Here is a 24,721-nt window from a genome sequence, read left to right on the forward strand (position 1 = left end):
TGCTCCGCAGCATTTTCCCAAGAATTTCGTGTTGCAGGAAGGCGGCAAGTTATGAAATCCCCGGGAGCTTACATAAGTAAGTGACCGGGGTTGAATAACGCAGCCAACGCACCTGCGGCGCGAAAGGCGACGGGAAAATTATTTGGCGTCGGTCGCTGTACCGTTAGCATGCCAGTCGAATACACCAAACTCGAAGCCTTTCAGGTCACCCTTCTCATCCCAGGACAGCGGCCCCATTACGGTTTCAACGGAGTTCGCTTTCAGCCAGGTGGCGATTTCAGCCGGTTCAGCTGACTGATTCAGGCCCGCCTGCAGGGTTTGCAGCGCAGCGTAGGTGGTCCATACGAAAGCACCGCTTGGATCCTGTTTCTTCGCCTTGATGGCATCTACGATAGGTTTGTTCGCAGGAACCTGGTCGTAGTTCTTCGGCTTGGTCACCAGCAGACCTTCAGCAGATTCACCGGCGATGTTAGACAGGGAGACGTTCGCAACGCCTTCCGGACCCATGAACTGGGTTTTCAGACCGGCCGCACGAGACTGACGCAGGATCTGGCCCATCTCCGGATGGTAGCCACCGTAGTAAACGAAATCGATGTTCTCTTTCTTCAGGCGCGCCACCAGGGTAGAGAAGTCTTTCTCACCGGCGGTGATACCGTCGAAGAACACCACGTTGGCGTTAGATTTTTTCAGGTTGTCCTGCACGGAACGCGCCAGGCCTTCACCGTACTGCTGTTTGTCATGAACGATTGCGATACGCTTCGGCTTCACTTTATCGACGATGTATTTCGCCGCAGTTGGGCCCTGGTCGGAGTCCAGACCGGTGGTACGCATCACCATCTTATAGCCACGGGAAGTCAGCTCCGGCGCGGTGGCGGCAGGGGTGATCATCAGAATGCCTTCGTCTTCGTAGATGTCAGACGCTGGCTGTGTGGAAGAGGAGCACAGGTGGCCGATAACATATTTGATGCCGTCATTCACCACTTTGTTGGCAACCGCAACCGCTTGTTTCGGGTCACAGGCATCATCATATTTTACGATCTGCAGCTTTTCGCCTTTGATTCCGCCCTTGGCATTAATGTCGGCAACCGCCTGCTCTGCACCAGTAAATTCCTGGTCGCCGTACTGCGCTACCGGACCGGACATGGCGCCAACCACGGCCACTTTGATATCCGCCTGAGCCATAGTGCTGAATGCCAGCGCGATACATCCTGCCAGTAAGGCTTTACCCTTCATATTCATCCTGAGAATCCCCATTGTGATGGTTATTGTGTTTGTTGTGATGTTGTTTTATGGCGCTTTATTTCGATTATGTGTCTGCCGTGCGCGCCTTTTCAGCATACTCTGCTAAAACATACCCCATTTTTATCTATTTGGAATAGCTATTTTGAAATGTATATAAGGTAAGCGAGGCTTTAACGAGTCAGCACACAACGCTGCGATAAGTGTTTGCGAAGGAGGGAGAATTCGCCAGGAGAGGGGCTAAAAAAACAAAACCCCCGAATTTGCATTCGAGGGTTATCGGGGCACTTCGCGAGGATTAGGCTTCGATAGCGGCGCGAAGTTTTTTCATGGCGTTCTTTTCCAGCTGACGTACACGTTCAGCGGAGACGCCGTAGCGGTCGGCCAGCTCCTGCAGGGTGGACTTGTTGTCTTCGTCCAGCCAGCGGGCACGGATAATATCCTGACTACGCTCGTCGAGGCCTTCCATTGCATAGGTCAGCTTGTTAGCGGCCTGCTCTTCCCAGTTGTCGTCTTCAATGCCGTCAGCAAAGTTGGACGATTTATCCTGCAGATACAGGACCGGGGCCATCGGCTGGCTGTCGGAGGCATCGTCGTCGGAGGACATATCAAAGGTCATGTCCTGCGCGGCCATCCGCGATTCCATTTCACGCACGTCTTTGCTGGAAACACCCAGCTCGCGGGCAACCATTTCAACTTCATCCTGGTTGAACCAGCCCAGACGCTGCTTGGTTTTACGCAGGTTAAAGAACAGCTTACGCTGTGCTTTGGTGGTCGCGACCTTCACGATACGCCAGTTACGCAGCACGTATTCGTGGATTTCCGCTTTGATCCAGTGCACAGCAAAGGAGACCAGACGCACACCCACTTCCGGGTTAAAGCGACGCACCGCCTTCATCAGGCCGATGTTACCTTCCTGGATCAGGTCTGCCTGCGGCAGGCCGTAGCCCGCGTAGTTACGAGCAACGTGAACAACAAAGCGCAGGTGAGACAGGATCAGCGTCTTAGCTGCTTCCAGATCGCCCTGGTAATGCAGCTTTTCAGCAAGCTCCTTTTCTTCCTCAGCCGTCAACATCGGCCAGGTGTTAGCGGCCCGGATGTAAGATTCCAGGTTACCAACAGGGGCTAAAGCTAAAGTTTGCATTTCTTTGGTCATTCATTCCTCTCAATCTATTCTTTCTGGCGGCGGTTTGTCCCCATCAGGCAACGAACATGCCAGAATTAATGAGCAACGAGAATATCATTCACTCTTTTATCAGACAGTGATTTTATCCACAAGTTCCGTGTGTAACTGTGAATAAATTACGCACAAATTGTGACACGGGGATGATAATGCGGGTCAGAGACAACAGGGGGACTCTTTCCCTGCACGGTGATTCTCAATGCAGGGAAAGATTATACCAGAGATTTTTTAGTCAGGGGTAAAGTGACGTAAATGTTGCACAGTTGCTAACCAGGCGGCTATCCAGCCAATCATCGAGCAAACCAGCAGCAGTAACAGGCACTCATCGAAGGATAAGCCACTGATATTAAACTTGGTTCCGAAAACCTGCGCCACATCGGTCACCGCAGCGGAAAGACGCATCACCAAAATTTCTGACAAAATCAGTGAAAGAAATGCGCCGACAAAACCGAGCAGTGCGCCGCCATAAAGGAACGGACGCAGGATGAAACCATCGGTGGCGCCAATCAGCTTCTGCACGTTGATGGTGTCGCGACGGGCGAAGATGCTCAGACGCACGCTGTTACCGATCACCAGGAACACCGCCGCCACCATCAGCACGCCGATCATCGCCGCCACGCGTCCGACCAGACCGGTTAACGCCGTGAGGCGGGCGAACCAGCTGTCGTCCATCCGCACTTCATCAATACCATGAATACGGGAAACGCGATCGCGCAGAGTATTCAGCGACTCGGTGCCCTGGAAATCCAGTTTCGGGATCACCACCGCCACCGCCGGCAGCGGGTTCTCTTCCAGCATATCCAGCGCGCCGCCAAACCCGGACCAGTTACGGAACTCACCCAGCGCGTCTTCCCGCGACAGGTAGTTCACCTTCTCGACGCCCTGCTCGGCCTGCAGCTGCCCTACGACCTGCGCAGCGGCGTTATCGTCGAGGGATTTATCGAGATAGACGGTGATCTGCGGGGAAGGATAGTACTGCGATGCCGCCTCATTGACGTTTTTGTAAACCATGTAGCAGACGCTGGGCAGGGTCAGGGAGATGGCGATAACCATCACCGTCAGGAAGGTAGCGAAGGGTTTGCTTTTCAGATCCTGCAGCGCGCCCTGGAAGGCGTAACGCACCTGCTCGTTAAAGACGTTCGTCTTGCGCGAGTTGGGTTTTGGCGAGGATTTGCTGCGCTTCGGCACGTTGCGGTTGCCGTCACCCGGGCCGCCTGCCGATTTACGAAAACGGTCGAGTTTGCTACCAAACTGCCGCATCTGGTTCATTGCGTCACGCTTATTCACCGAGGCCTCCGTGCAAATGCCCGTCGCTGAGCGTCAGCATGCGGTACGAACGACGGGAGATAAGCCCCATGTCGTGCGTCGCCATCAGTACTGTCACTCCCACGCGGTTAAACTCCTCAAACAGACGCAGGATCCCTTCGGAAAGGGCGTCGTCCAGGTTACCGGTCGGTTCATCCGCCAGCAGCACCGCCGGTTTGTTCACCACCGCACGGGCAATGCCGACGCGCTGCTGTTCACCGCCGGAGAGCTGGATAGGGAAGTTCTTCGCTTTGTCCAGCAGCCCGACCTTATCCAGCGCCGCCGACACGCGACGACGAATATCATCCCCGCTTGCGCCCGCGATAATCAGCGGGATCGCCACGTTGTCGAATACCGTGCGGTCCATCAGCAGATGGTGATCCTGAAAAATCATGCCGATCTGCCGACGCAGGAACGGCACTTCGCGGTTTTTCAGGCGGCTGATGTCATGGCCGCTGAACCAGATTTTCCCGGCGCTGGGCCGTTCGATCCCGCAGATAAGCTTGAGCAGGGTACTTTTCCCCGCGCCGGAGTGGCCGGTCAGAAATGCCATCTCGCCCGGCTGCAGGTGGAAATTAACCCCCTGCAGCGCTTGTCTCCCACCGAGATAGGCCTTGCTGACGTGTTCAAAGCGAATCATTGTTAATCCTCTCGGGCAAAAAGTGCCTCAATAAAGTCGCCCGATTTAAACGGACGTAAATCCTCGATACGTTCGCCAACACCGATGTAACGGATAGGAATACCAAACTGGTCCGCCACCGAGAAGATCACCCCGCCTTTCGCGGTGCCATCCAGCTTGGTCAGCGTGATCCCGGTCAGCCCTACCGCTTCATGGAACAGCTTCGCCTGGCTGATGGCGTTCTGCCCGGTGCTGGCATCAATAGTCAGCATAATTTCATGCGGTGCATCTTCGTCCAGCTTCTTCATGACGCGGACGATCTTCTTCAGTTCTTCCATCAGGTGCGATTTATTCTGCAAACGCCCTGCGGTATCGGCAATCAGGACATCCACATTACGCGCTTTCGCCGCCTGAATGGCGTCAAAAATTACCGATGCGGAGTCTGCGCCAGTGTGCTGGGCAATCACCGGAATATTGTTGCGCTGGCCCCACACCTGCAGCTGCTCAACGGCGGCAGCACGGAAGGTATCCCCCGCGGCCAGCATCACCGATTTGCCCTGCTGCTCAAACTGACGCGCCAGCTTGCCGATGGTGGTGGTTTTACCCACGCCGTTAACGCCGACCATCAGAATAACAAAAGGCATTTTGCCTTCAATATTAAGCGGTTCGTCAACTTTTGCGAGGATTTCGCCCATCTCTTCTTTCAGCAGTCCGTACAGCGCTTCGGCGTCGCGCAGCTGCTTACGGCTGGCGCTCTCGGTCAGGCTGCTGATGATTTTGCGGGTAGTTTCCACACCAACGTCGGCAATCAGGAGCTGTTCTTCCAGCTCTTCAAAGAGATCATCGTCGATTTTCTTGCCGCGGAACAGGCTGATAAATCCGGAACCGAGGTTCTCTTTGGTCTTGATCAGGCTGCGTTTCAGGCGGGCGAAGAACCCTTCTTTAGTCGGTTTTTCCTGCTCCTGAACAATCTCTTCGACCGGCTCGTCTTCTTCAGCGACCGGAACAACGATCACCGCCTCTTCTGCCGCCTCGGCCGCCAGCGCCTGAGCTTCCAGCTCTTCGTCGCTGATTACCTCTTCTTCAGACTCTGGCAGATACTCTTCCGGAATGACTTCTTCAATCTGTTCGGCGATCTCTTCCGGCAGCGGCAGCTCTTCATGCTCAACCGCCTGCACCGGCTCGGCTTCAGGCTCGGGCTCGACAACCGGTTCCGGCACAATGGCGACAGGTTCTGGTTCTACGGCGACAGGCTCCGGCTCGACCGGCTGCGGTTTTTCGCTCTCCTGAACCTGCTCAGTAACCTCAACCACCTCTTCAGCAAAGGCTTCAGTCTCTTGCTGGCTGTGGGCGTGTTCTTCTGCTTCTACGTCAGCGACGGTTTCAACAGGGGTTTCAGGCTGCGGCTGTTCAACAACCGCCGGCTGCTCTGCGACCTGTTGTTCTTCGTTCTGCTGCTCGGTTTCCTGCTCTTTTTGACCAAATCCCAGCCAGGAAAAGAAGCCACGTTTTTTCTCTTTTGCCATCTGCGACTACACCCCTCGCGGTTAATTACTGGCGCTATATACATGGAAGCTAAAAAAATGATGAAATAGTTTATCACTTAACTTAACGCACATCACCGCCTGCAAGCGCAGGCCGTACGAGTGACCTGAGCAACAATATGAAGAAACCCAACCGTGCCGCCGCTGGCCAGATCCGCATTATCGGCGGCCAGTGGCGAGGCCGTAAACTTCCCGTACCGGACAGCCCCGGCCTGCGCCCGACCACCGACCGCGTCCGCGAGACGCTGTTTAACTGGCTGGCACCTTCAATGGTAGATGCCCGCTGCCTGGACTGCTTCGCCGGAAGCGGCGCGCTCGGCATCGAAGCCCTGTCGCGCTACGCCGCCAGCGCCACGCTGCTGGAGATGGATCGCAGCGTCGCCCAGCAGCTGCAGCAAAACCTCGTTACGTTAAAAGCGGCGCACGCCCGCGTCGTTAACACCAACTCCCTCGCGTTTCTGGCCCAGGCGGGCACGCCGCACGATGTGGTGTTTGTCGATCCGCCGTTTCGTAAAGGGCTGCTGGAAGAGACGTTAACGCTGCTGGAAAACAACGGCTGGCTGGCGAATGATGCGCTAATCTACGTCGAGAGCGAGGTAGAAAACGGTTTACCGCCGGTGCCTGCCCACTGGGATCTGCACCGGGAAAAAGTGGCCGGACAGGTCGCCTATCGTCTTTATCACCGACAATCACAAGGAGAGACTGATGCCGGTACTGATTAATCTGGGTCGTTTGCTGATGATTGGGGTCTGGGCATTTTTACTGCTCAACCTCGTCCACCCGTTCCCGCGCCCAATGAACATTTTCGTCAACGTGGCGTTGATTTTTACCTCATTCATGCACGCCCTGCAGATGGTGATGCTGAAAAACGGGATGCCGAAAGATGGCCCGAAAATGACCGGCTGGCAGCAGTTCCGGGTCTTTGTTTTTGGCGTGTTTGAGCTGCTGGTATGGATGAATAAGTTTAAGGCGCAGGCGAAGAAGTAACGTGCGCGCTGTTGCCCGGTGGCGCTTCGCTTACCGGGCCTACGGGTTCGCCGCACATCACGGCGCCGGATCAAACCCCTCAAACCGCGATCCCTTGTAGCTCAGCACCCCTTTATCCCCCACCGTCAGTTGATGGTACTGCTTCTCGTCGAGGCGAAAGGTCATCTCCAGACCGCCGCTTTCCGGCTTAAAGCTCGCTTCATAGCGCATGGTGGTGCCGACAGGCGTCACCTGCTGCTGGCGCGAGCGCCTGTCGTTGAGGGCTTTTTCCCGTTTATTGCTCACCACCACCCGCTTTTGCAGCAGCGGCGCGGCGTCGTTATCGGCCTTTTCCCGGCGCTGCTGCACAAAGCGAAATGACGCTGCAACGACGATAATCGCCAGCACGATAATAAAAAAGAGCGGCATCTTGCTCATTAGACCATCCTATAAGACCAGGCTGAAATCAGAATAGCGTGCCGCGTCAGGCATTGCTATTGGCCCGTCTGCACCACTACACTGAAGTGAAACTGTTTATTCAACAATAACAGATACAGGGACTTAATATGCTTTGGTCATTTATCGCTGTCTGTTTCTCCGCATGGCTGTATGTCGATGCGTCCTACCGCGGCCCTGCCTGGCAGCGCTGGCTTTTTAAACCCGTCACCCTGTTGCTCCTGCTGCTGCTGGCCTGGCAGGCGCCGATGTTTAACGCGATCAGCTACCTGGTACTCGCCGGGCTCTGCGCCTCGCTGGCAGGCGATGCCCTGACTCTGCTGCCGCGCCAGCGTCTACTGTATGCCGTGGGGGCGTTCTTCTTATCCCACCTGCTCTACACCATCTATTTTGCCAGCCAGATGACGCTCTCCTTCTTCTGGCCGCTGCCGCTGGCGCTGCTGGTGATTGGCGCGCTGCTGATCGCGGTGATCTGGTCGCGTCTGGAAGAGCTGCGCTGGGCGGTGTGTACTTTTATCGCCATGACCCTGGTGATGGTGTGGCTTGCGGGCGAACTGTGGTTCTTCCGTCCAACGGCTCCGGCGCTGTCGGCCTTCATCGGCGCTACGCTCCTGCTGCTGGGCAATATCGTCTGGCTGGGGAGCCACTATCGTCGCCGTTTCCGCGCCGATAACGCCATTGCCGCCGCGTGCTACTTTGCCGGGCACTTCCTGATTGTGCGTTCGCTCTATATTTAACGCTTGACTCTGGAGTCGACTCCAGAGTGCATACTGCGGTTAATGAGAAAATTATCATTGCCGGAGAGTGCCATGTCGACTCCAGAAACACCGAAAAAAGTGCCGCAGTTCTCGGCGCTTAAACTTGCCCCCCTTCCCGCTAAAGACGCCTGTTGCGCCGTGGATCACGCTGCGCCGCAGGCCGAAACCGTGCCGCCCGAAGACGGCCAGCGTTACAGCTGGGTGGTCAACGGCATGGACTGCGCCGCCTGCGCCCGCAAAGTAGAAACCGCCGTTCGCCAGGTGCCGGGCGTGAATCATGTCCAGGTGCTGTTTGCCACGGAAAAACTGCTGGTGGATGCGGCAAGCAACGTCAGCACCCAGGTCGAGGCCGCAGTGGTGAAAGCGGGCTACACCCTGCGCAACGAAAACACCCCGGCCGAAAAAACCTCCCTGCTGCGCGATAACCTGCCGCTCATCACGCTGGTGGTGCTGATGGCGCTGAGCTGGAGCCTTACGCAGTTCAACCACCCGCTCGGCAACCTTGCCTTTATCGCCACCACCCTCGTCGGGCTATGGCCGGTAGCCCGTCAGGCGCTGCGCCTGATGAAAAGCGGCAGCTGGTTCGCCATCGAAACGCTGATGAGCGTGGCCGCCATCGGGGCGCTGTTTATCGGCGCCACGGCGGAAGCGGCGATGGTGCTGCTGCTGTTTCTGATTGGCGAGCGGCTCGAAGGCTGGGCGGCGAGCCGGGCGCGTAAAGGGGTGAGCGCGCTGATGGCGCTGAAGCCCGAGACCGCCACCCAGGTGATTAACGGCGAGCGCAAAACCGTGCCCATTGCCGCGCTGCGTCCGGGGGATGTGATCGAAGTCGCCGCCGGGGGCCGTCTGCCCGCTGACGGAACGCTGCTTACCGCCGCGGCCAGCTTTGACGAAAGCGCGCTGACCGGCGAATCCATCCCGGTCGACCGTGCAGCGGGTGAAAAAGTCCCGGCAGGCGCCACCAGCGTCGATCGGCTGGTCGAGCTGAGGGTATTGTCCGAACCCGGTGACAGCGCCATCGACCGCATCCTGAAGCTGATCGAAGAGGCCGAAGAGCGCCGCGCCCCGGTGGAGCGTTTCATCGACCGTTTCAGCCGCATCTATACCCCGGTGATTATGCTGGTTGCCCTGCTGGTGGCCGTGGTGCCGCCGCTGCTGTTCAGCGCCCCGTGGGAGGGCTGGATCTATAAGGGGCTGACCCTGCTGCTGATTGGCTGTCCATGCGCGCTGGTGATCTCCACCCCGGCGGCCATCACCTCCGGGCTGGCGGCGGCGGCGCGACGTGGCGCGTTGATTAAGGGCGGCGCGGCACTGGAGCAGCTGGCGCAGGTGCAGCAGGTGGCCTTTGATAAAACCGGCACTCTGACGGTCGGCAAGCCGCAGGTGACGGGCGTTTATCCTCTCGACATCAGCGAAAACGATCTGCTGGCGCTGGCGGCGGCGGTGGAGCAAGGTTCCACCCACCCGCTGGCGCAGGCAATTGTGCGTGAAGCAAAGGCCCGGAGTCTGACGATTGCGGCAGCGAGTGCCCAGCGCGCGCTGATGGGTTCGGGCATCGAGGCCAGGGTAGCGGACAGCACGATCCTGATTTGTGCGGCGGATAAATTCCCTGCCCCGCCGTTGACGGCGCAAATCGCGTCTCTTGAGCAGGCCGGACAAACTGTGGTCATGCTCGTGCAGGATGGCGTGGCAAAAGGGCTGATTACCCTGCGCGACACTTTGCGTGAGGATGCGAAGGAGGCGGTTCAGGCCCTGCACCAGCTTGGGGTCAACGGGGTGATTTTGACCGGGGATAACCCGCGCGCGGCCGCCGCCATTGCCGGGGAGCTGGGGCTGGACTTCCGCGCTGGCCTGCTGCCCGCCGATAAAGTGCAGGCGGTGACGGCGCTGAATGCGCAAGCGCCGCTGGCGATGGTCGGGGACGGGATCAACGACGCCCCGGCGATGAAGGCAGCTACGATTGGGATCGCGATGGGCAGCGGCACCGACGTGGCGCTGGAGACCGCCGACGCGGCGCTCACCCACAACCGCCTGACCGGGCTGGCGCAGATGATTGCTCTTTCCCGCGCCGCCCGGGCCAATATCCGGCAGAACATCGCTATCGCGCTGGGGTTAAAGGGGATTTTCCTGGTGACCACGCTACTGGGAATAACGGGATTGTGGCTGGCGGTGCTGGCGGATACCGGGGCGACGGTGTTAGTGACGGCGAACGCGTTGCGGTTGTTGCGTCGTCGGTAAGAAAACGCCCGGTGGCGGCTACGCCTTACCGGGCCTACAAAACATTTGCACTGGCCGTAAAACGCCCGGTGGCGGCTGCGCCTTACCGGGCCTACAACGTCCTCGAACCGTAGGCCGGGCAAGCGCAGCGCCGCCCGGCATTTTCACTACTGCATACCCAACATCCTCGGCAACCACAACGATATCGCCGGAATGTAGGTCACCATCCCCAGCACCACCAGCAACATGCCGTAGAATGGCAGCATCTCCCGCACCACCACCTCAATCTTCTGCTTGCTCACCGCACTGGCAACAAACAGCACCGATCCTACCGGCGGGGTAATCAGGCCGATCCCAAGGTTAACCATCATGATCATGCCGAAATGCACCGGATCGATGCCCAGCGAATTGGTCACCGGCAGCAGGACAGGGGTCAGGATCAGGATGATCGGCGCCATGTCCATCAGGGTGCCAATCAGCAGCAGCATGATGTTGAGGTACATCAGGATCACGTACTTGTTATCCGAGAGTGAAGTAAAGAACTCGGTGATCCGCATCGGCAGCTGCATGTAGGTCATCACCGCGCCAAACGCCGCCGCAAAGCCAATCAGGATCATCACGATGGTTACCGTCTTCACCGTGCGGCACATCAGCTTCGGCAGCTCGTTCCACTTGTAGTCGCGATAGATAAACATGGTGACAAAGAATGCCCACAGACAGGCGACCGCCGCAGATTCCGTGGCGGTAAAGATCCCCGACAGGATACCGCCAAGGATAATCACCACCGTCATCAGCCCCCACAGGGCATCGAAGAAGATCTTCAGCGCCTGTTTAAAAGGCACCCTTTCGCCTTTTGGATAACCCCGTTTGTGGGCAAAGCCCAGGCACAGCACCATCAGGCTTAACCCGAGGATCAGCCCCGGCAGCACGCCCGCGATAAACAGCGTGGCGATGGAGACGGTCCCCCCGGCCGCCAGCGAGTAAATCACCGAGTTGTGGCTGGGCGGGATCAAAATCGCCTGCACCGAACCGCTGGCGGTCACCGCCGCCGCGTATTCGCGTGGATAGCCCTTCTTCTCCATCTCGGGGATCATCACGGTCCCGATGGAGGCAGTATCCGCCACCGACGAGCCGGAAATCGCGCCGAAGAAGGTCGAGGCGACGATATTCACCAGCGACAGCCCGCCGCGAATAAAGCCGACAAAGATGTAGGCAAAGTTCACCAGACGGCGGGCAATCCCCCCTTCCGCCATGATCGCCCCGGCGAGGATAAAGAACGGGATCGCCAGCAGGGTGAACTTATTCACCCCGCTGGTTATCTGGATCATCAGCGCTTCCAGCGGCAGGTCAATCCACAGCGCACCGGCCACGGCACTTAAGCCGACGGCAAAGGCCACCGGCATCCCCAGCGCCAGCAGAATGGCGAGGGTGAATAACAAAACAAATGCATCCATTGTTCACCCCTTAACTGTGGTTGCCGATCAGGACGACCGGGCGATGTTCCTGAGAGCCAAACATCAGGCGCTCAAGCACAAACAGGATTAACACCGCCGATCCGATCGGCAATGGCAGATAGCTTTCGCCGGAGGTCATGATCGGGAACTCCGCCACCGGTTGCTCCCAGAGTTCAATGCACAGCAGGTAGCTGTACCAGAACATGATCCCCGAGATCGCCAGCATCAGCAGATCCACCGCGCGCGCGCAGAGCGTTTTCAGTGAAGCCGGTAATCTGTCAGTAAGCATATTCACCGCAATATGCGAGCCGGCGCGGTAGCTCACCGCCGCGCCGATAAAGGTGAACGTCACCATGCAGATAATGGCAATCGGCTCCGGCCACGACTCACCGCGGTTGAGTACGTAGCGCGAAAAGATGCCAATGGGGATAACGATAGTCATCACCAGCAGCGACAGCCCGGCTACGGCCATCGCCAGCAGGTAGAGACGGTCCATCCACTTTAGATAAAGTTCGGACATAGAGACTCCGGCTTACTGAACGTCAGCGATCGCTTTCATCAGATCCTGATGCTTCTCGCCATACTGGGCGCGCACCGGCTCTGTCGCTTTGATAAAGACGGCCTTGTCGATGTCATGGAACTGCACGCCGCCGGCCTTCATTTTTTCCAGCGCCTGGGCGTTGTATTCCTGCCACAGTTTGCGTTGCTCCATCTGGGCTTCACGGGCCAGAGTCTTAATCTTCTCCTGCTCGTCGGCGCTCAGCTTGTCCCACTTCACTTTGGAGTAGAGCAGCATTTCCGGGGTGATAAAGTGGCCGCTGAGGGTGTAGTTTTTGGCAACCGGCATGTAGTTGTGGGCGATAAAGGTCGGTGGGTTATTCTCTGCGCCGTCGATAACGCCGGTCTGCATGCCGCTGTACACTTCACTGACCCCCATCGCGACCGAGTTGGCGCCCATATCTTTCAGCGTGGCCAGCGCCACCGGGCTACCCTGAACGCGGATCTTCATCCCTTTCAGATCTTCAGGTTTCACCACCGGGTTCTTGGTGATCAGGTTACGGGTGCCGGAGTCCATCCAGCCGAGGAAGACGAGACGGGATTTCGGGTTATTCGTGAGCTTCTCGCCGATGGATTTGCCGATATCGCCGTCGATCACTTTGTGCATATGGTCTTCATCGCGGAAAACGTAGGGCAGGGTAAAGACTTCGATATCCGGCAGAATCGCCGCAACCGGCGCCATAGAGACGCGGATCATGTCGATGGCGCCCATTTGCGCCTGCTCGATCATCTGCTTCTCATCACCCAACACGCCGCCCGGGAAGACTTTGATATCCAGCTTGCCGTCGGTTTGTTGTTTGAGTTTTTCACCCATATGCTGTACCGCCACCACGTTGGGGTAGCCTTCGGGATGCACATCAGCGGCTTTAATGGTTTGCGCAGAGACGGAGGCAGCAAAAGCTGACAGGCACAGAGCAGCCAGCAACGGCTTGAGGGTCGTTTTCATTGAGTCAACTCCAGGGTAGTGAGGGTGAGTATCGGAACGTTGTTTTAATTATTAACGCTTCAAAACTAGCCTACTGCCTGGAAAACGTGGGTGAAGCACTTCACAAAAAGCGCTAAAAAATGAAATGGTGGTTTAAATTTGTGGCGGCGGTCATGCCGGGTGGCGGCTGCGCCTACCCCCGGCCTACACGTAGGCCCGTGCAAGCGAAGCGCCGCCGGGCAAAATGGCATTAGCCTTTGCGGATAAGATACCGATACGGCAGCGACGCGGTCTCCTGCGCCAGCAGCTCATGTTCCATAAAGGTACAGAAGCCGGGAATATCGCGGGTGGTAGCCGGATCGTCGGCAATAATTAACAGCGTTTCGCCGGTTTGCATCGTGCGCACGGTTTTGCGCACCATCATGACGGGTTCCGGGCAGCGCAGGCCCTGGGCATCAAGGGTGTGGTCCGGGTGGGTTAACAGATCGGTCATCGTCGTCTCGTCCAGATAAAAACGGCAGTAGTTTACGCCCCGGACCGGGCAATGCAAACCAGGTTAACGATTGCGTAAAAATTAGCCGTTGCAAAGCATAGTGAAAGCAGTATGATGCGGCGGTTTTATTGGGTTCCCTCACCCCAAATTTTTAATCAAAAAGGTCACAATATGACGCAGTTCTCTCAATCGCAGCGCGTAAAAGCGTTGTTCTGGCTTTCGCTTTTTCATCTGCTGGTGATCACCTCCAGTAACTACCTTGTGCAGCTCCCGATCTCCATTTTTGGTTTTCATACCACCTGGGGCGCGTTCAGTTTCCCGTTTATCTTCCTCGCGACCGACCTCACCGTCCGTATCTTTGGCGCACCTCTGGCCCGACGCATTATTTTTGCCGTCATGCTGCCGGCGCTGTTTGTCTCGTACGTGATCTCCTCGCTGTTCTACATGGGAAGCTGGCAGGGCTTCGGGGCGCTGGCGCACTTTAACCTGTTTGTCGCCCGTATCGCCGCCGCCAGCTTTATGGCCTACGCGCTGGGGCAGATCCTCGACGTGCATGTGTTTAACCGCCTGCGCCAGAACCATCGCTGGTGGATGGCACCGACCGCCTCCACGCTGTTTGGCAACGTCAGCGATACGCTGGCCTTCTTCTTTATCGCTTTCTGGCGTAGCCCGGATGCCTTTATGGCCGAACACTGGATGGAAATCGCGCTGGTGGATTACGCCTTCAAGGTGCTTATCAGCCTGGTCTTCTTCCTGCCGATGTACGGCGTGCTGCTGAATATGTTGCTGAAAAGATTCGCGGATAAATCTGAAATCTCAGCATTGCGGGCAGGTTAAGGGTTCCCCTGAACAGTTGTGTTAAGATGAGCAGATGCGCCGTTATGGCCGTTTATCGAAAGGAAGAATTCAATGCGCAATCTGGTTAAATATGTCGGGATTGGCCTGCTGGTGATGGGGCTTGCTGCTTGTGACAACAGCGACACCAAAACGCCTGCTCAGGGTGCGTCTGCTGAAAGCAATGCCACGGGTCAGCCGGTCAGCCTGATGGATGGCAAACTCAGCTTCTCGCTGCCTGCGGATATGACCGATCAGAGCGGCAAGCTGGGCACCCAGTCGAATAACATGCACGTCTACTCCGATGCCACCGGGCAAAAAGCGGTGATTGTGATCGTCGGCGACGACACCAGCGAAGACCTGGGCGTGCTGGCGAAACGTCTGGAAGATCAGCAGCGCAGCCGCGACCCGCAGCTGCAGGTGGTCACCAACAAAACCATCGAGCTGAAAGGCCACAACCTGCAGCAGCTGGACAGCATCATCTCTGCCAAAGGCCAGACCGCCTACTCTTCCGTGGTGCTGGGAAAAGTGGACAACAAGCTGCTGACCCTGCAGATCACGCTGCCTGCTGACGATCAGCAGAAAGCGCAGACCGCCGCAGAGAACATCATCAATACCCTCGTGATTCAGTAAGTTATCACGATGAAATGGCCTCCTCCGGAGGCCATTTTTTTAGCCGCCACGTCAGCAGTAACGCCACCGCCACCAGCCCCGCCGCTGCCAGATAGATAACCGGCACGCCGGCCCACGCCATTACCAGCCCGGCCAGCGGCCCGGTGATCCCCAGCGACATATCCATAAACACCGTATAGGTCGCCAGCGCCGCGCCCTGATTCTGCTGCGGCACGGCCTTTACCGCCACCACGCCCAGCGCCGGGAAGACCAGCGAGAAACCTGCCCCGGCGAGGAACACCCCGATCCGCGCCACCCACGGCTCCCCGGCGATGCCGGTCAGCAGCAAGCCGATAATCTCGACGCCAAAGCAGATCATCGCCACATTCAGCCCGCCCAGCCGGTTGATGCCGTTCGGGAACAGCAGACGCGTACCGACGAAGGCGCAGCTAAACAGGGTCAGCGCAAAGGCCGCCCCGTCCCAGCCTTTATCGGCGTAGAACAGCGTAATGAAGGTGGCGATCACCCCAAAGCCCGCCGAGCCGAGGGCCAGCGCCATACCGTAGGGCCAGACGCGCCCCAGCACCGCGCGAAACGGCATCGGCTTGCCCTTGCTGGCTTTGACTTTCGGGCGCGGCAGGGCGAACAATATCGCCAGCAGCGCTACCCCCATGATGGTCAGCGCCAGCCCGTTCAGGCCGGTGTAGCGATAGCAAAGCACGCCCAGCGGGGCCCCCATCGCCATCGCCCCGTAGGTGACAATCCCGTTCCAGGAGATCACCCGCTCGATGTGCGAGGCTCCCACCACGCCCACGCCCCACAGGGTGGAGCCGGTGCCGGCAAGGCTCTGCCCGACGCCTAAAATCACCCGACCAAAACAGAGCAACGCAAGGCTCACCACCGGCCAGCCGCTGGTGAGTCCGGCGAGAAAATAGCTCACCCCACTGAGGAAGCAGCCGCACAGCCCCAGCACCACGATGCTTTTTGGCCCGAACAGATCGGCATAGCGCCCGGCATAGGGGCGGCTTAGCAGGGTGGCGAAGTATTGCAGGCTGATTACCAGGCCCGCCCAGAAGGCGCTAAAGCCCATGATGTCATGCACATAGCCCGGCAGGACGGCCAGCGGCAGGCCGATGGTCAGGTAGCTGGCAAAGTTGAAAATAACGACGGAAACAATACGCAGGTTGAGGCGTAATCCACTCAGTGCCGGTTCGGCGGCAGGTTCGGGCATCAGGTTCACCAGAATTTTTACAACAGTGTTTCACTATTACCATGCCAGGGGCAGAAATGCAGCAGTGACTTTAAGAATAACAGCGTCAGCCGAAGCGCCGCGCGCGCACTACACTTATGAGCATCTTATAAGAGGAAAAACCATGATCATCACACCACCCGATAAAACGGGTCTTCCGCCCACTGATAAAGCGGGTCTCCATATTTTGATGAAGCTGGCCTGTCTGGTCATCATCCTGGCAGGCATTCACGCCGCAGCAGATATTCTCGTACAGCTCTTGCTGGCGCTCTTTTTCGCCATCGTCCTTAACCCTCTCGTCACCTGGTTTTTGCGCCGGGGGGTGAGCCGTCCTGTCGCCATCACCATTGTGGTGCTGGTGATGCTGATTGGCCTGACGGCGCTGTTTGGGGTGCTGGCGGCCTCGCTCAATGAATTTGCCGCCATGCTGCCGAAATACAACAAAGAGCTGACGCGCAAGATTGTCGATCTGCAGCAGATGTTCCCGTTCCTCAACCTGCATATCTCCCCGGAGCGCATGCTGAGACGGATGGACTCGGAAAAGGTGATGACCTTTGCCACGGCGCTGATGACCCAGCTGTCCGGGGCGATGGCCAGCATCCTGCTGCTGGTGATGACCGTGGTGTTTATGCTGTTTGAAGTGCGCCACGTGCCGTACAAAATGCGTTTCGCCCTCAATAATCCGCAGATCCATATCGCCGGTTTACACCGCGCGCTGAAGGGCGTTTCCCACTATCTGGCGCTGAAAACGCTGTTAAGCCTGTGGACCGGGGCCATCGTCTGGCTGGGGCTGGCGCTGCTGGGGGTACAGTTTGCCCTGATGTGGGGCGTGCTGGCCTTCCTGCTGAACTATGTTCCCAACATCGGGGCGGTGATTTCCGCCGTGCCGCCGATGATCCAGGCGTTTCTGTTTAACGGTTTTTACGAATGCATGATGGTGGGCGCGCTGTTCCTGGTGGTCCACATGGTGCTGGGCAATATCGTCGAGCCGCGCATGATGGGCCACCGGCTGGGGATGTCCACCCTGGTGGTATTTCTGTCGTTATTGATCTGGGGCTGGTTACTCGGTCCGGTAGGAATGTTACTGTCCGTGCCGCTCACCAGCGTCTGTAAGATCTGGATGGAGACCACCAAGGGCGGGAGCAAACTGGCGATCCTGCTCGGGCCAGGCAGACCGAAAAGCAGGCTACCGGGATAACATTCATGTACGAAAAAGACAGCCTCAGCGCGCTTGAGGCTATCACTGAAGCGCAACGTATCGCCTTTGCCCCGATGCTGTTCCAGACCGCGCTCTGCCTGCGTAATTCCGGGGTACTCGCCTGGCTGGACCAACAGGGCCAGCGCGGCGCGACGCTTGAGGAGATCGTGGCCAACAGCACCCTCGGCGACTATGGCGTCGGGGTTCTGCTGGATATGGGGTTAAGCGGGCGGATAGTGACCCACAGCGACGGCCGCTACTATCTGGCGAAAATCGGCCACTATCTGCTGCACGACAGCATGACCCGCGTAAACATGGATTTCACCCAGGACGTTTGCTACCAGGGGCTGTTTCACCTTGCCGATTCCCTGAAAGCGGAGAGACCGGCGGGGCTTGCGGTCTTTGGCGACTGGCCGACCATTTATCCGGCGCTCTCTGCCCTGCCCGACCAGGCGCGACGGAGCTGGTTTGCGTTCGATCACTTCTATTCCGACGGCGCATTCGACGCCGCGTTGCCCCTTATATTCGCAAGCAAGCCGACAAAATTGTACGATGTCGGCGGCAATACGGGTAAATGGGCGCTACGCTGCTGTAGATACGATGAAAATGTCGCCGTTACGCTGCTCGATCTGCCGCAGCAAATTGCACTGGCCCAGGAAAATATCGCAAAAGCAGGATTATCTCATCGTATTGGGTTCCATCCTGTCGATATGCTTAGCGACGCTGCTCTGCCGGATGACGCTGATGTCTGGTGGATGAGCCAGTTTCTGGACTGCTTCTCTCCCGATCAGATTGTGACCCTGCTGAGCAACGTGGCGAAGGTGATGAAGCCGGGTGCCCGCCTGTGCATCCTGGAACCGTTCTGGGATGCGCAACGATTCGAAGCGGCCGCCTTCAGCCTGAACGCCACCTCGCTCTATTTCACCTGCATGGCGAACGGCAACAGCCGTTTTTACAGCGCAGAGAAATTTTATCACTATCTGGAACAAGCAGGATTCCGGGTAGAAGAGCGGCATGACAATCTCGGAGTGGGCCACACCCTGTTGATTTGCCAGAAAAATGACTAATAACGCCGCCTGATCCTGGCGGCGCTACCGGATGACGGGTTTTCGCGGACGCGCGCAGATGAAATTTGCACTTAACATTCTCGACTGGCAAGCCAGAGCGCCAGGCCTTTGTGATGCCAGTCAGTGGCAGGCATGGTCACAGGGTCTGCACGCCATCGATCCTGCTGCGCCGCAGGCCAAACTGTCCGAACTGCCGATGATGACCGCCCGCCGCCTGAGCTCGGGCAGCAAGCTGGCGGTGGAGTGCGGGATGGCGATGGTGAGAAAGCACGCCATCGACGCCGTGGTCTACACCAGCCGTCATGGCGAGCTGGAGCGTAACTATCGTCTCCTGCATGCCCTGGCGACCGGGCAGGATGTCTCCCCCACCGACTTCGCCATGTCGGTGCACAACTCCGCGGTGGGCAATCTCACCATCGCCGCGCGTCAGCCGATTGTCTCCTCGTCGCTCTCCGCCGGCATGGACACCTTCCAGCAGGGGCTGTGCGAGGTGCTGAGCCTGCTGCATGCCGGGTATAAGCGGGTGTTGATGGTGGATTTCGACGGCGCCCTGCCCGACTTTTACCGCCCTTCGCTTCCAGAGCAGATGCCCGCCTGGCCCTATGCCCTGGCGCTGGTTATCGAGGCCGGTAACGACCTGTGCTGCGAAACCCGCCCTGCCCGCTGCGACGAAGAGCTCCCCCTGCCGCAGAGCCTGCTGTTCCTGCGCCACTACCTGGGTGACGATGCGCAGTTTGCGGTGCCTGGCGAGCGCCTGCGGTGGCAGTGGACGCGGGCATGAACGCTGTCCGGGCGGCGCTGAGCCGCGGCTGGCGGCTGGTGATGACCGGTCTGTGCTTCGTGCTGTTTGGCGTGGGCGGGCTGCTGCTGTCCCTGGTGTGGTTCAACCTGCTGAACCTGGTCCAGCGGGATCGCGCCCGTCGTCGTCGCCTCGCCCGACGCAGCATTGCCGCCAGCTTCCGGACGTTTTTAACCGTGGCGCGCGCGCTCGGCGTGCTGGATTACCGCTTCGACAATCTCGACGTGCTGCGCCAGGAGCGCGGCTGTCTGGTGGTGGCGAACCATCCGACGCTGATCGACTACGTGCTTATCGCCTCGGTGATGCCGGAAACCGACTGCCTGGTGAAAGGCGCCCTGCTGCGCAACCCCTTTCTCAGCGGGGCGATCCGGGCGGCGGATTACCTGATCAACAGCGAGGCCGACACGCTTCTGAGCGCCTGTCAGCAGCGGCTGAGCCAGGGCGACACCCTGCTGATCTTCCCGGAAGGGACGCGCACGCAGGCGGGAAAAGCCATTACCCTGCAGCGCGGCGCGGCGAACATTGCGGTGCGGTGCGCCAGCGACCTGCGGCTGGTGCTGATCCACTGCAGCGAGCATCTGCTCGATAAACAGAGCCGGTGGTATGACATACCGCCGAACAAACCCTTTTTCACGGTCGATGTCCGTGAGCGGGTGAATATTAATGATTTTTACGATGCAGCAGTTCAGGAGCCCGCTCTGGCGGCCAGACAGCTCAACCGGCACCTGCAGCATCGCTTAACAGCCGGTCTTCAATCTTTGTCAGGAATTAATGATGCAAGCGCTCTACCTGGAAATTAAAAATCTTATTATTACGACCCTGAATCTGGACGAATTGACCGCAGAGGATATCGATACGGATGCCCCGTTGTTTGGCGATGGGTTGGGGCTCGACTCGATCGATGCCCTTGAACTGGGTCTGGCGGTAAAAAACCAGTACGGCGTGGTGTTATCTGCCGAAAGCGAAGAGATGCGTCAGCACTTCTATTCCGTTGCCACCCTGGCCTCTTTCATTACTGCCCAACGCGCCTGAGATTGAACTGAACATGACGACTGAACAAAAATCCGTTTATCAGGAAGTGACCTCCCTGCTGATCACCCTGTTTGAAGTTGCGCCCGATGACATCACCCCTGAGGCGCGCCTGTACGAAGATCTTGAGCTGGACAGCATCGACGCCGTCGACATGGTAGTGCATCTGCAGAAGCGCACCGGTGCCCGCATCAAACCGGAAACCTTCAAGTCGGTGCGTACCGTGCAGGACGTGGTGGATGCGGTAGAAAAACTGCTGCGCGAAGCCTGATACCTCATGCGTGGCGGCAAGTCATTTCCGGCGATCCCGCTGCTGACGGGGCTGATGCTGCTCGGCTGGCCCTTTCTGGTGGGCTTTGGGCTGACGCACAACAACCTGCACTGGCTGTTGCCGCTGATGGCCATCCTGCTGCTGTGCCGTTTTTACCAGGCGCGGCGCAACGCCGGGCCGCTGCGCTATGTGATCCAGAGCGTGGCGCTGGTGGGTATCGCCCTGTGCGCGGCCAGCTACCTGCTGAAGGCGCACCACTGGCTGCTGCTCTATCCGGTGGTGGTGAACCTCGCGATGCTGGCGGTGTTTGGCGGCTCGCTGTGGACGGCGATGCCGCTGGTCGAGCGGCTGGCGCGCCTGCGTGAACCCAACTTACCCCCTGCCGGGGTGCGCTATACCCGCGTTGTGACCCGGGTATGGTGCGGCTTTTTCATCTTTAACGGCAGCGTGGCGCTGTTCACCGTATTGCACGGGGATATGCGGCTCTGGACGCTGTGGAACGGCATGATCGCCTACATCCTGATGGGAACCTTAATGGCATGCGAGTGGCTGGTACGTCAGCGGATCAAAAAAGATGCATAACCCTCTGCCTTTGAACCAGTGGCTGAACGCCCCCCGCCCGGACGACACCCCTGTCGCCTGGTCCGGCGATCGTCGCTGGACGCTGGGGGAGCTGCGCTACGACGTCCACGCCCTGATGGCTCGTTTACAGCAGCAGGAAGGCGAGCGCTGGGCGCTCTGCTTTGACGACAGTTATCTGTTTATCGTCGCCCTGCTGGCGACCCTGCACGCGGGCAAAACCCCGGTGCTGCCCGGCCACAGCCGCGAATCGCAGCTCGACGAACAAAAGGCGCTGTTCAGCGGCGTGCTGAGCGACAGAACGCTTAACGTCAGTGGTCCCCTGCTGGTGGTCAGCTCTGCCTGTCGCCGTGCCACCACCTTCACGCCGCTGCCGCTTATTGAAGACGCCCGCGTTATCGAGCTGTTCACCTCCGGTTCGACCGGGGTGCCCGAGCGGATAGGCAAAACCATCGCCCAGCTTGACCAGGAAGCCCGCCTGCTGGCGGCCCGCTTCGGGGAGCGAATTCAGGGTTGCTCCGTCGTCTCCTCGGTGGTGCCGCAGCATCTTTACGGCCTGACGTTTCGTATCGTGCTGCCGATGGCGCTGGGGCTGGTACTACACACAGGGATGCTCGCCTACGCCGAGCAGCTGGCGGCGCTGGAGGGCGATAAGCGCTACCTGTTCATCAGCAGCCCGGCGTTTCTGAAGCGGCTTGATCCACAGCTTGCTCCGCCGCCCGTCGCGGTGCTGGTTTCGGCCGGGGGCGTGCTGGAATGGGCAGCAGCCTGTGAAACCCAGCGCTGGCTGGGGCTGTGGCCGGATGAAATTTACGGCAGCAGCGAAACCGGGGTGCTCGCCTGGCGCTATCGTCAGGCGGAGGCGGATCTCTGGCAGCCTTTTCCGGGTGTCATATTTACCCGCGATAATGACGCCCTGCGCGTCAGCTCCCTGCTGATTGATGCGGACGGCGTGCTGCTCGACGACAGGTTGCAGTTTGCCGATAATGGCCAGTTCAGCATTGTCGGCCGCCGGGGCCGGGTGGTGAAAATCGAAGAGAAGCGCATTTCGCTCAATGAGATCGAGCAGCGTCTGCTGGCGCTGGACGGCATCCGCGAGGCGGCGGCGCTGCCGGTGACCCGCGGCGGACGACAGGGGATTGGCGTGCTGCTGGTCCTGAGCGAAGCCGCTCGCCAGCGCAGCAGTAAAACGCAGATCCTCGCCTGGCGACGCGCCCTGCGGCCGTGGCTGGAGCCGGTCGCCATCCCCCGCTACTGGCGCATTGTTGATGAGATGCCGGTGAACAGTATGAACAAGCGTGTCTATGCGCAGTTACAGGAGTTATTTCATGAAGATCCATGAAATCGGGCGCCATCAGGCACAACCTCAGCATCTTGAGATCGTCCTGCACCTCGACCCGGCGCTGTTCTGGTTCCAGGGCCATTTTGCCGTGCAGCCGCTGCTGCCGGGCGTGGCCCAGCTCGACTGGGTGATGCACTACGCCACCACGCTGCTGGCCCCGGAGTACCGTTTTCACAGCATTCAGAACGTGAAGTTCCAGGCACCGCTGCTGCCTGACGCCACCGTGACGCTGCTCCTCGACTGGAACGCGGAGCGCCAGATGCTCACCTTCAGCTATCAGCGCCACGATGGCGACGCGCGCCACACGGCCAGCAGCGGGAAGATTCGCCTGTGCCGTTAACCTTCCGCCCCTGCATCCTGATCCCCTGCTACAACCACGGGGCGACAATGGCGAGCGTGCTGGCCTGCCTGGCGCCCTATCAGCTGCCGGTGATTGTGGTGGATGACGGCAGCGACCTCAGCACCCGTCAGGAACTGGACAGGCTGGCCGCCGAAGATCCGCAGATGACGCTGGTGCGGCTGACCCACAACAGCGGCAAAGGCGCGGCGGTGATCCGCGGCCTGAAGGTCTGCGCCGGGGCCGGTTTTACCCATGCGGTGCAGGTGGATGCCGACGGTCAGCACGCGCTGGAGGACATTCCCCGGCTGCTGGCGCTGGCCGAACGCCACCCGACGGCGCTGATCTCCGGCCAGCCAATCTTTGATGCCTCGATCCCCCGCTCGCGCCTGTATGGCCGCTGGGTCACCCACGTCTGGGTGTGGATCGAAACCCTGTCATTACAGCTTAAGGACAGCATGTGCGGCTTTCGGGTCTACCCGGTAGCCCCCACGCTACGGCTGGTAAACAGCGTGCCCCTTGGCAAGCGGATGGATTTTGACACCGAAGTGATGGTCCGCCTCTACTGGCAGGGCAATACCAGCTATTTCCTGCCCACCCGGGTGACCTACCCCGAGAATGGCGTCTCCCATTTCGATGCCCTGCACGACAACCTGCGTATCTCGTGGATGCACACCCGGCTGTTCTGCGGCATGCTGCCGCGCATCCCTTCTCTGCTGTTCCGCCGCCGCACTCAGCACTGGGCGAAGCAGCAGGAGGTGAAAGGGCTGTACGGCATGCGCCTGATGCTGCGGGTCTGGCAGCTGCTGGGCCGCCGGGCCTTTACCCTTCTGCTGTGGCCGGTGATTGCCGTCTACTGGCTTACCGCCCGTCCGGCGCGGCAGGCGTCGCAGCAGTGGATCGCCCGGGTGAGCGAGACGCTGGCCCAGCGCCAGCAGCCAAAGCCCGCGCGCCTGAACAGCTTTTTCCACTTCATGCGCTTTGGCAATGCGATGCTGGACAAAGTCGCCAGCTGGCAGGGCGAACTCAAACTGGACCGGGACATACTTTTTGCGCCGGGCGCCCGGGAAAAGCTCGATTTGACCGTGCCGCAGGGCAAGCTGCTGCTGGCCTCCCATCTCGGGGATGTCGAGGCGTGCCGCGCCCTGGCCCAGATCAAAGGGGGCAAAACCGTCAATGCGCTGGTGTTCAGCGATAACGCCCAGCGTTTCAAACAGATCATGCAGGAGATGGCCCCCCAGGCCGGACTAAACCTGATCCCGGTGACCGACATCGGCCCGGAAACCGCCATCCTGCTGAAAGAGAAGATCGATCGCGGGGAGTGGGTAACGATCGTCGGGGATCGGATCGCCGTCGATCCGCAGCGCGGCGGCAACTGGCGCGTGGTGTGGAGCGAATTCATGGGCCAGCCCGCGCCGTTCCCCGAGGGGCCGTTTATCCTCGCCTCGCTGATGCGCTGCCCGGTGGTGCTGATCTTCGCCCTGCGCCAGCAGCAGAAGCTGCATATCCACTGCGAAGACTTTGCCGATCCGCTGCTGTTACCGCGCGGCGAGCGCCAGCAGGCGTTACAGCAGACCGTCGACCGCTATGCTAAGCGGCTGGAGCACTATGCCCTGCAGGCCCCGCTCGACTGGTTTAATTTTTTCGATTTCTGGCGTCTGCCGGATGCCAAAGAGAAGGAGTAAAG

26 protein-coding genes and 1 pseudogene are annotated in these 24,721 nt (G+C 59.0%); 16 read left to right on the forward strand and 11 right to left on the reverse strand.

Going from position 1 to position 24,721, the window contains the following annotated elements; translation table 11 throughout:
• Window positions 1–138 precede the first annotated feature (138 nt).
• The 5 genes from FHN83_RS10140 to ftsY form a co-directional block, all read right to left on the reverse strand.
• Window positions 139–1,239 carry a branched-chain amino acid ABC transporter substrate-binding protein gene (locus FHN83_RS10140; protein WP_082019626.1) on the reverse strand — a complete coding sequence of 367 codons (1,101 nt, stop codon included), beginning with the start codon at window positions 1,237–1,239 and terminating at the stop codon, window positions 139–141.
• A gap of 298 nt (window positions 1,240–1,537) precedes the next feature.
• Window positions 1,538–2,395: an RNA polymerase sigma factor RpoH gene (rpoH, locus tag FHN83_RS10145; protein WP_032614938.1), complete on the reverse strand. Its 858-nt coding sequence runs from the start codon at window positions 2,393–2,395 to the stop codon at window positions 1,538–1,540.
• A 255-nt stretch (window positions 2,396–2,650) separates the two neighbouring features.
• Window positions 2,651–3,709, reverse strand: a complete 1,059-nt coding sequence (gene ftsX, locus FHN83_RS10150; RefSeq protein WP_138370736.1) for a permease-like cell division protein FtsX — start codon at window positions 3,707–3,709, stop codon at window positions 2,651–2,653.
• Window positions 3,702–4,367: a cell division ATP-binding protein FtsE gene (gene ftsE / locus FHN83_RS10155; RefSeq protein ID WP_039032505.1), complete on the reverse strand. Its 666-nt coding sequence runs from the start codon at window positions 4,365–4,367 to the stop codon at window positions 3,702–3,704. The genes ftsX and ftsE overlap by 8 nt, the downstream gene beginning before the upstream one ends.
• Window positions 4,368–4,369: 2 nt before the next feature.
• Window positions 4,370–5,872: a signal recognition particle-docking protein FtsY gene (ftsY, locus tag FHN83_RS10160; RefSeq protein ID WP_139563768.1), complete on the reverse strand. Its 1,503-nt coding sequence runs from the start codon at window positions 5,870–5,872 to the stop codon at window positions 4,370–4,372.
• 137 nt (window positions 5,873–6,009) lie between these two features.
• Here ftsY and rsmD point away from each other — a divergent pair, with 137 nt between their 5' ends.
• Together rsmD and FHN83_RS10170 are read left to right on the forward strand one after the other, a co-directional pair.
• Window positions 6,010–6,612 (forward strand): 16S rRNA (guanine(966)-N(2))-methyltransferase, encoded by a 603-nt coding sequence (rsmD, locus tag FHN83_RS10165; RefSeq protein WP_138370734.1) that lies wholly within the window; start codon window positions 6,010–6,012, stop codon window positions 6,610–6,612.
• Window positions 6,596–6,877, forward strand: a complete 282-nt coding sequence (locus FHN83_RS10170) for a DUF1145 family protein (RefSeq protein WP_039032502.1) — start codon at window positions 6,596–6,598, stop codon at window positions 6,875–6,877. Before rsmD ends, FHN83_RS10170 begins: the two co-directional genes overlap by 17 nt.
• Window positions 6,878–6,934: 57 nt before the next feature.
• On the opposite strand, the gene FHN83_RS10175 is transcribed toward FHN83_RS10170, so the two are convergent.
• Window positions 6,935–7,294, reverse strand: coding sequence for a DUF2500 domain-containing protein (locus FHN83_RS10175; protein ID WP_139563769.1), 360 nt, complete (start codon window positions 7,292–7,294; stop codon window positions 6,935–6,937).
• A 128-nt stretch (window positions 7,295–7,422) separates the two neighbouring features.
• On the opposite strand from FHN83_RS10175, the gene FHN83_RS10180 reads away from it, so the two are divergent.
• Together FHN83_RS10180 and zntA are read left to right on the forward strand one after the other, a co-directional pair.
• Window positions 7,423–8,049: a lysoplasmalogenase gene (locus FHN83_RS10180; protein ID WP_039032500.1), complete on the forward strand. Its 627-nt coding sequence runs from the start codon at window positions 7,423–7,425 to the stop codon at window positions 8,047–8,049.
• 72 nt (window positions 8,050–8,121) lie between these two features.
• Window positions 8,122–10,308 (forward strand): Zn(II)/Cd(II)/Pb(II) translocating P-type ATPase ZntA, encoded by a 2,187-nt coding sequence (gene zntA / locus FHN83_RS10185; protein ID WP_139563770.1) that lies wholly within the window; start codon window positions 8,122–8,124, stop codon window positions 10,306–10,308.
• 146 nt (window positions 10,309–10,454) lie between these two features.
• Here zntA and FHN83_RS10190 read toward each other — a convergent pair whose 3' ends face one another.
• The 4 genes from FHN83_RS10190 to tusA all read right to left on the reverse strand — a co-directional run bounded on the left by FHN83_RS10190 (window position 10,455) and on the right by tusA (window position 13,717).
• Window positions 10,455–11,741, reverse strand: coding sequence for a TRAP transporter large permease (locus FHN83_RS10190; RefSeq protein WP_139563771.1), 1,287 nt, complete (start codon window positions 11,739–11,741; stop codon window positions 10,455–10,457).
• 10 nt (window positions 11,742–11,751) lie between these two features.
• Window positions 11,752–12,261, reverse strand: a complete 510-nt coding sequence (locus FHN83_RS10195; protein ID WP_138370730.1) for a TRAP transporter small permease — start codon at window positions 12,259–12,261, stop codon at window positions 11,752–11,754.
• 12 nt (window positions 12,262–12,273) lie between these two features.
• Window positions 12,274–13,245 carry a TRAP transporter substrate-binding protein gene (locus FHN83_RS10200; protein WP_039032497.1) on the reverse strand — a complete coding sequence of 324 codons (972 nt, stop codon included), beginning with the start codon at window positions 13,243–13,245 and terminating at the stop codon, window positions 12,274–12,276.
• Between the two features lie 229 nt (window positions 13,246–13,474).
• Window positions 13,475–13,717 carry a sulfurtransferase TusA gene (tusA, locus tag FHN83_RS10205; RefSeq protein WP_139563772.1) on the reverse strand — a complete coding sequence of 81 codons (243 nt, stop codon included), beginning with the start codon at window positions 13,715–13,717 and terminating at the stop codon, window positions 13,475–13,477.
• Between the two features lie 171 nt (window positions 13,718–13,888).
• Here tusA and FHN83_RS10210 point away from each other — a divergent pair, with 171 nt between their 5' ends.
• Together FHN83_RS10210 and FHN83_RS10215 are read left to right on the forward strand one after the other, a co-directional pair.
• Window positions 13,889–14,554 (forward strand): 7-cyano-7-deazaguanine/7-aminomethyl-7-deazaguanine transporter, encoded by a 666-nt coding sequence (locus FHN83_RS10210; RefSeq protein ID WP_139563773.1) that lies wholly within the window; start codon window positions 13,889–13,891, stop codon window positions 14,552–14,554.
• Window positions 14,555–14,626: 72 nt separating this feature from the next.
• Complete coding sequence (locus FHN83_RS10215) at window positions 14,627–15,184, forward strand: DcrB family lipoprotein (RefSeq protein ID WP_039032494.1); 558 nt, start codon at window positions 14,627–14,629, stop codon at window positions 15,182–15,184.
• A 4-nt stretch (window positions 15,185–15,188) separates the two neighbouring features.
• Here FHN83_RS10215 and FHN83_RS10220 read toward each other — a convergent pair.
• Window positions 15,189–16,428: pseudogene (locus FHN83_RS10220) on the reverse strand (MFS transporter).
• Window positions 16,429–16,536: 108 nt separating this feature from the next.
• On the opposite strand from FHN83_RS10220, the gene FHN83_RS10225 reads away from it, so the two are divergent.
• Genes FHN83_RS10225 through FHN83_RS10270 form a run of 10 tightly spaced genes read left to right on the forward strand, consistent with a single transcriptional unit; the run spans window position 16,537 to window position 24,719 of the window.
• Entirely contained in the window at window positions 16,537–17,610 is a 1,074-nt protein-coding gene (locus FHN83_RS10225) for an AI-2E family transporter (RefSeq protein ID WP_139563775.1), read from the forward strand.
• A gap of 5 nt (window positions 17,611–17,615) precedes the next feature.
• The gene (locus FHN83_RS10230) at window positions 17,616–18,677 is read left to right on the forward strand and encodes a methyltransferase (protein WP_139563776.1); all 1,062 of its coding nucleotides are present in this window, start codon (window positions 17,616–17,618) and stop codon (window positions 18,675–18,677) included.
• A gap of 58 nt (window positions 18,678–18,735) precedes the next feature.
• The gene (locus tag FHN83_RS10235; protein WP_139563777.1) at window positions 18,736–19,458 is read left to right on the forward strand and encodes a beta-ketoacyl synthase chain length factor; all 723 of its coding nucleotides are present in this window, start codon (window positions 18,736–18,738) and stop codon (window positions 19,456–19,458) included.
• Window positions 19,455–20,276 carry a lysophospholipid acyltransferase family protein gene (locus FHN83_RS10240; protein WP_039032491.1) on the forward strand — a complete coding sequence of 274 codons (822 nt, stop codon included), beginning with the start codon at window positions 19,455–19,457 and terminating at the stop codon, window positions 20,274–20,276. The genes FHN83_RS10235 and FHN83_RS10240 overlap by 4 nt, the downstream gene beginning before the upstream one ends.
• Window positions 20,251–20,508 carry a phosphopantetheine-binding protein gene (locus tag FHN83_RS10245; RefSeq protein WP_039032490.1) on the forward strand — a complete coding sequence of 86 codons (258 nt, stop codon included), beginning with the start codon at window positions 20,251–20,253 and terminating at the stop codon, window positions 20,506–20,508. Before FHN83_RS10240 ends, FHN83_RS10245 begins: the two co-directional genes overlap by 26 nt.
• A 13-nt stretch (window positions 20,509–20,521) precedes the next feature.
• Window positions 20,522–20,776: an acyl carrier protein gene (locus FHN83_RS10250; RefSeq protein WP_039032489.1), complete on the forward strand. Its 255-nt coding sequence runs from the start codon at window positions 20,522–20,524 to the stop codon at window positions 20,774–20,776.
• Between the two features lie 6 nt (window positions 20,777–20,782).
• Window positions 20,783–21,358 (forward strand): hypothetical protein, encoded by a 576-nt coding sequence (locus tag FHN83_RS10255; RefSeq protein WP_139563778.1) that lies wholly within the window; start codon window positions 20,783–20,785, stop codon window positions 21,356–21,358.
• Window positions 21,351–22,697, forward strand: coding sequence for an acyl-CoA synthetase (locus tag FHN83_RS10260; RefSeq protein WP_139563779.1), 1,347 nt, complete (start codon window positions 21,351–21,353; stop codon window positions 22,695–22,697). The genes FHN83_RS10255 and FHN83_RS10260 overlap by 8 nt, the downstream gene beginning before the upstream one ends.
• On the forward strand, window positions 22,684–23,037 hold the full coding sequence (locus tag FHN83_RS10265) for a hydroxymyristoyl-ACP dehydratase (RefSeq protein ID WP_039032486.1): 354 nt from the start codon (window positions 22,684–22,686) through the stop codon (window positions 23,035–23,037). Before FHN83_RS10260 ends, FHN83_RS10265 begins: the two co-directional genes overlap by 14 nt.
• On the forward strand, window positions 23,028–24,719 hold the full coding sequence (locus FHN83_RS10270; RefSeq protein WP_139563780.1) for a glycosyltransferase family 2 protein: 1,692 nt from the start codon (window positions 23,028–23,030) through the stop codon (window positions 24,717–24,719). The genes FHN83_RS10265 and FHN83_RS10270 overlap by 10 nt, the downstream gene beginning before the upstream one ends.
• Window positions 24,720–24,721: the final 2 nt, after the last annotated feature.

Source organism: Leclercia adecarboxylata (genome assembly GCF_006171285.1).
GTDB lineage: Bacteria > Pseudomonadota > Gammaproteobacteria > Enterobacterales > Enterobacteriaceae > Enterobacter > Enterobacter barmai.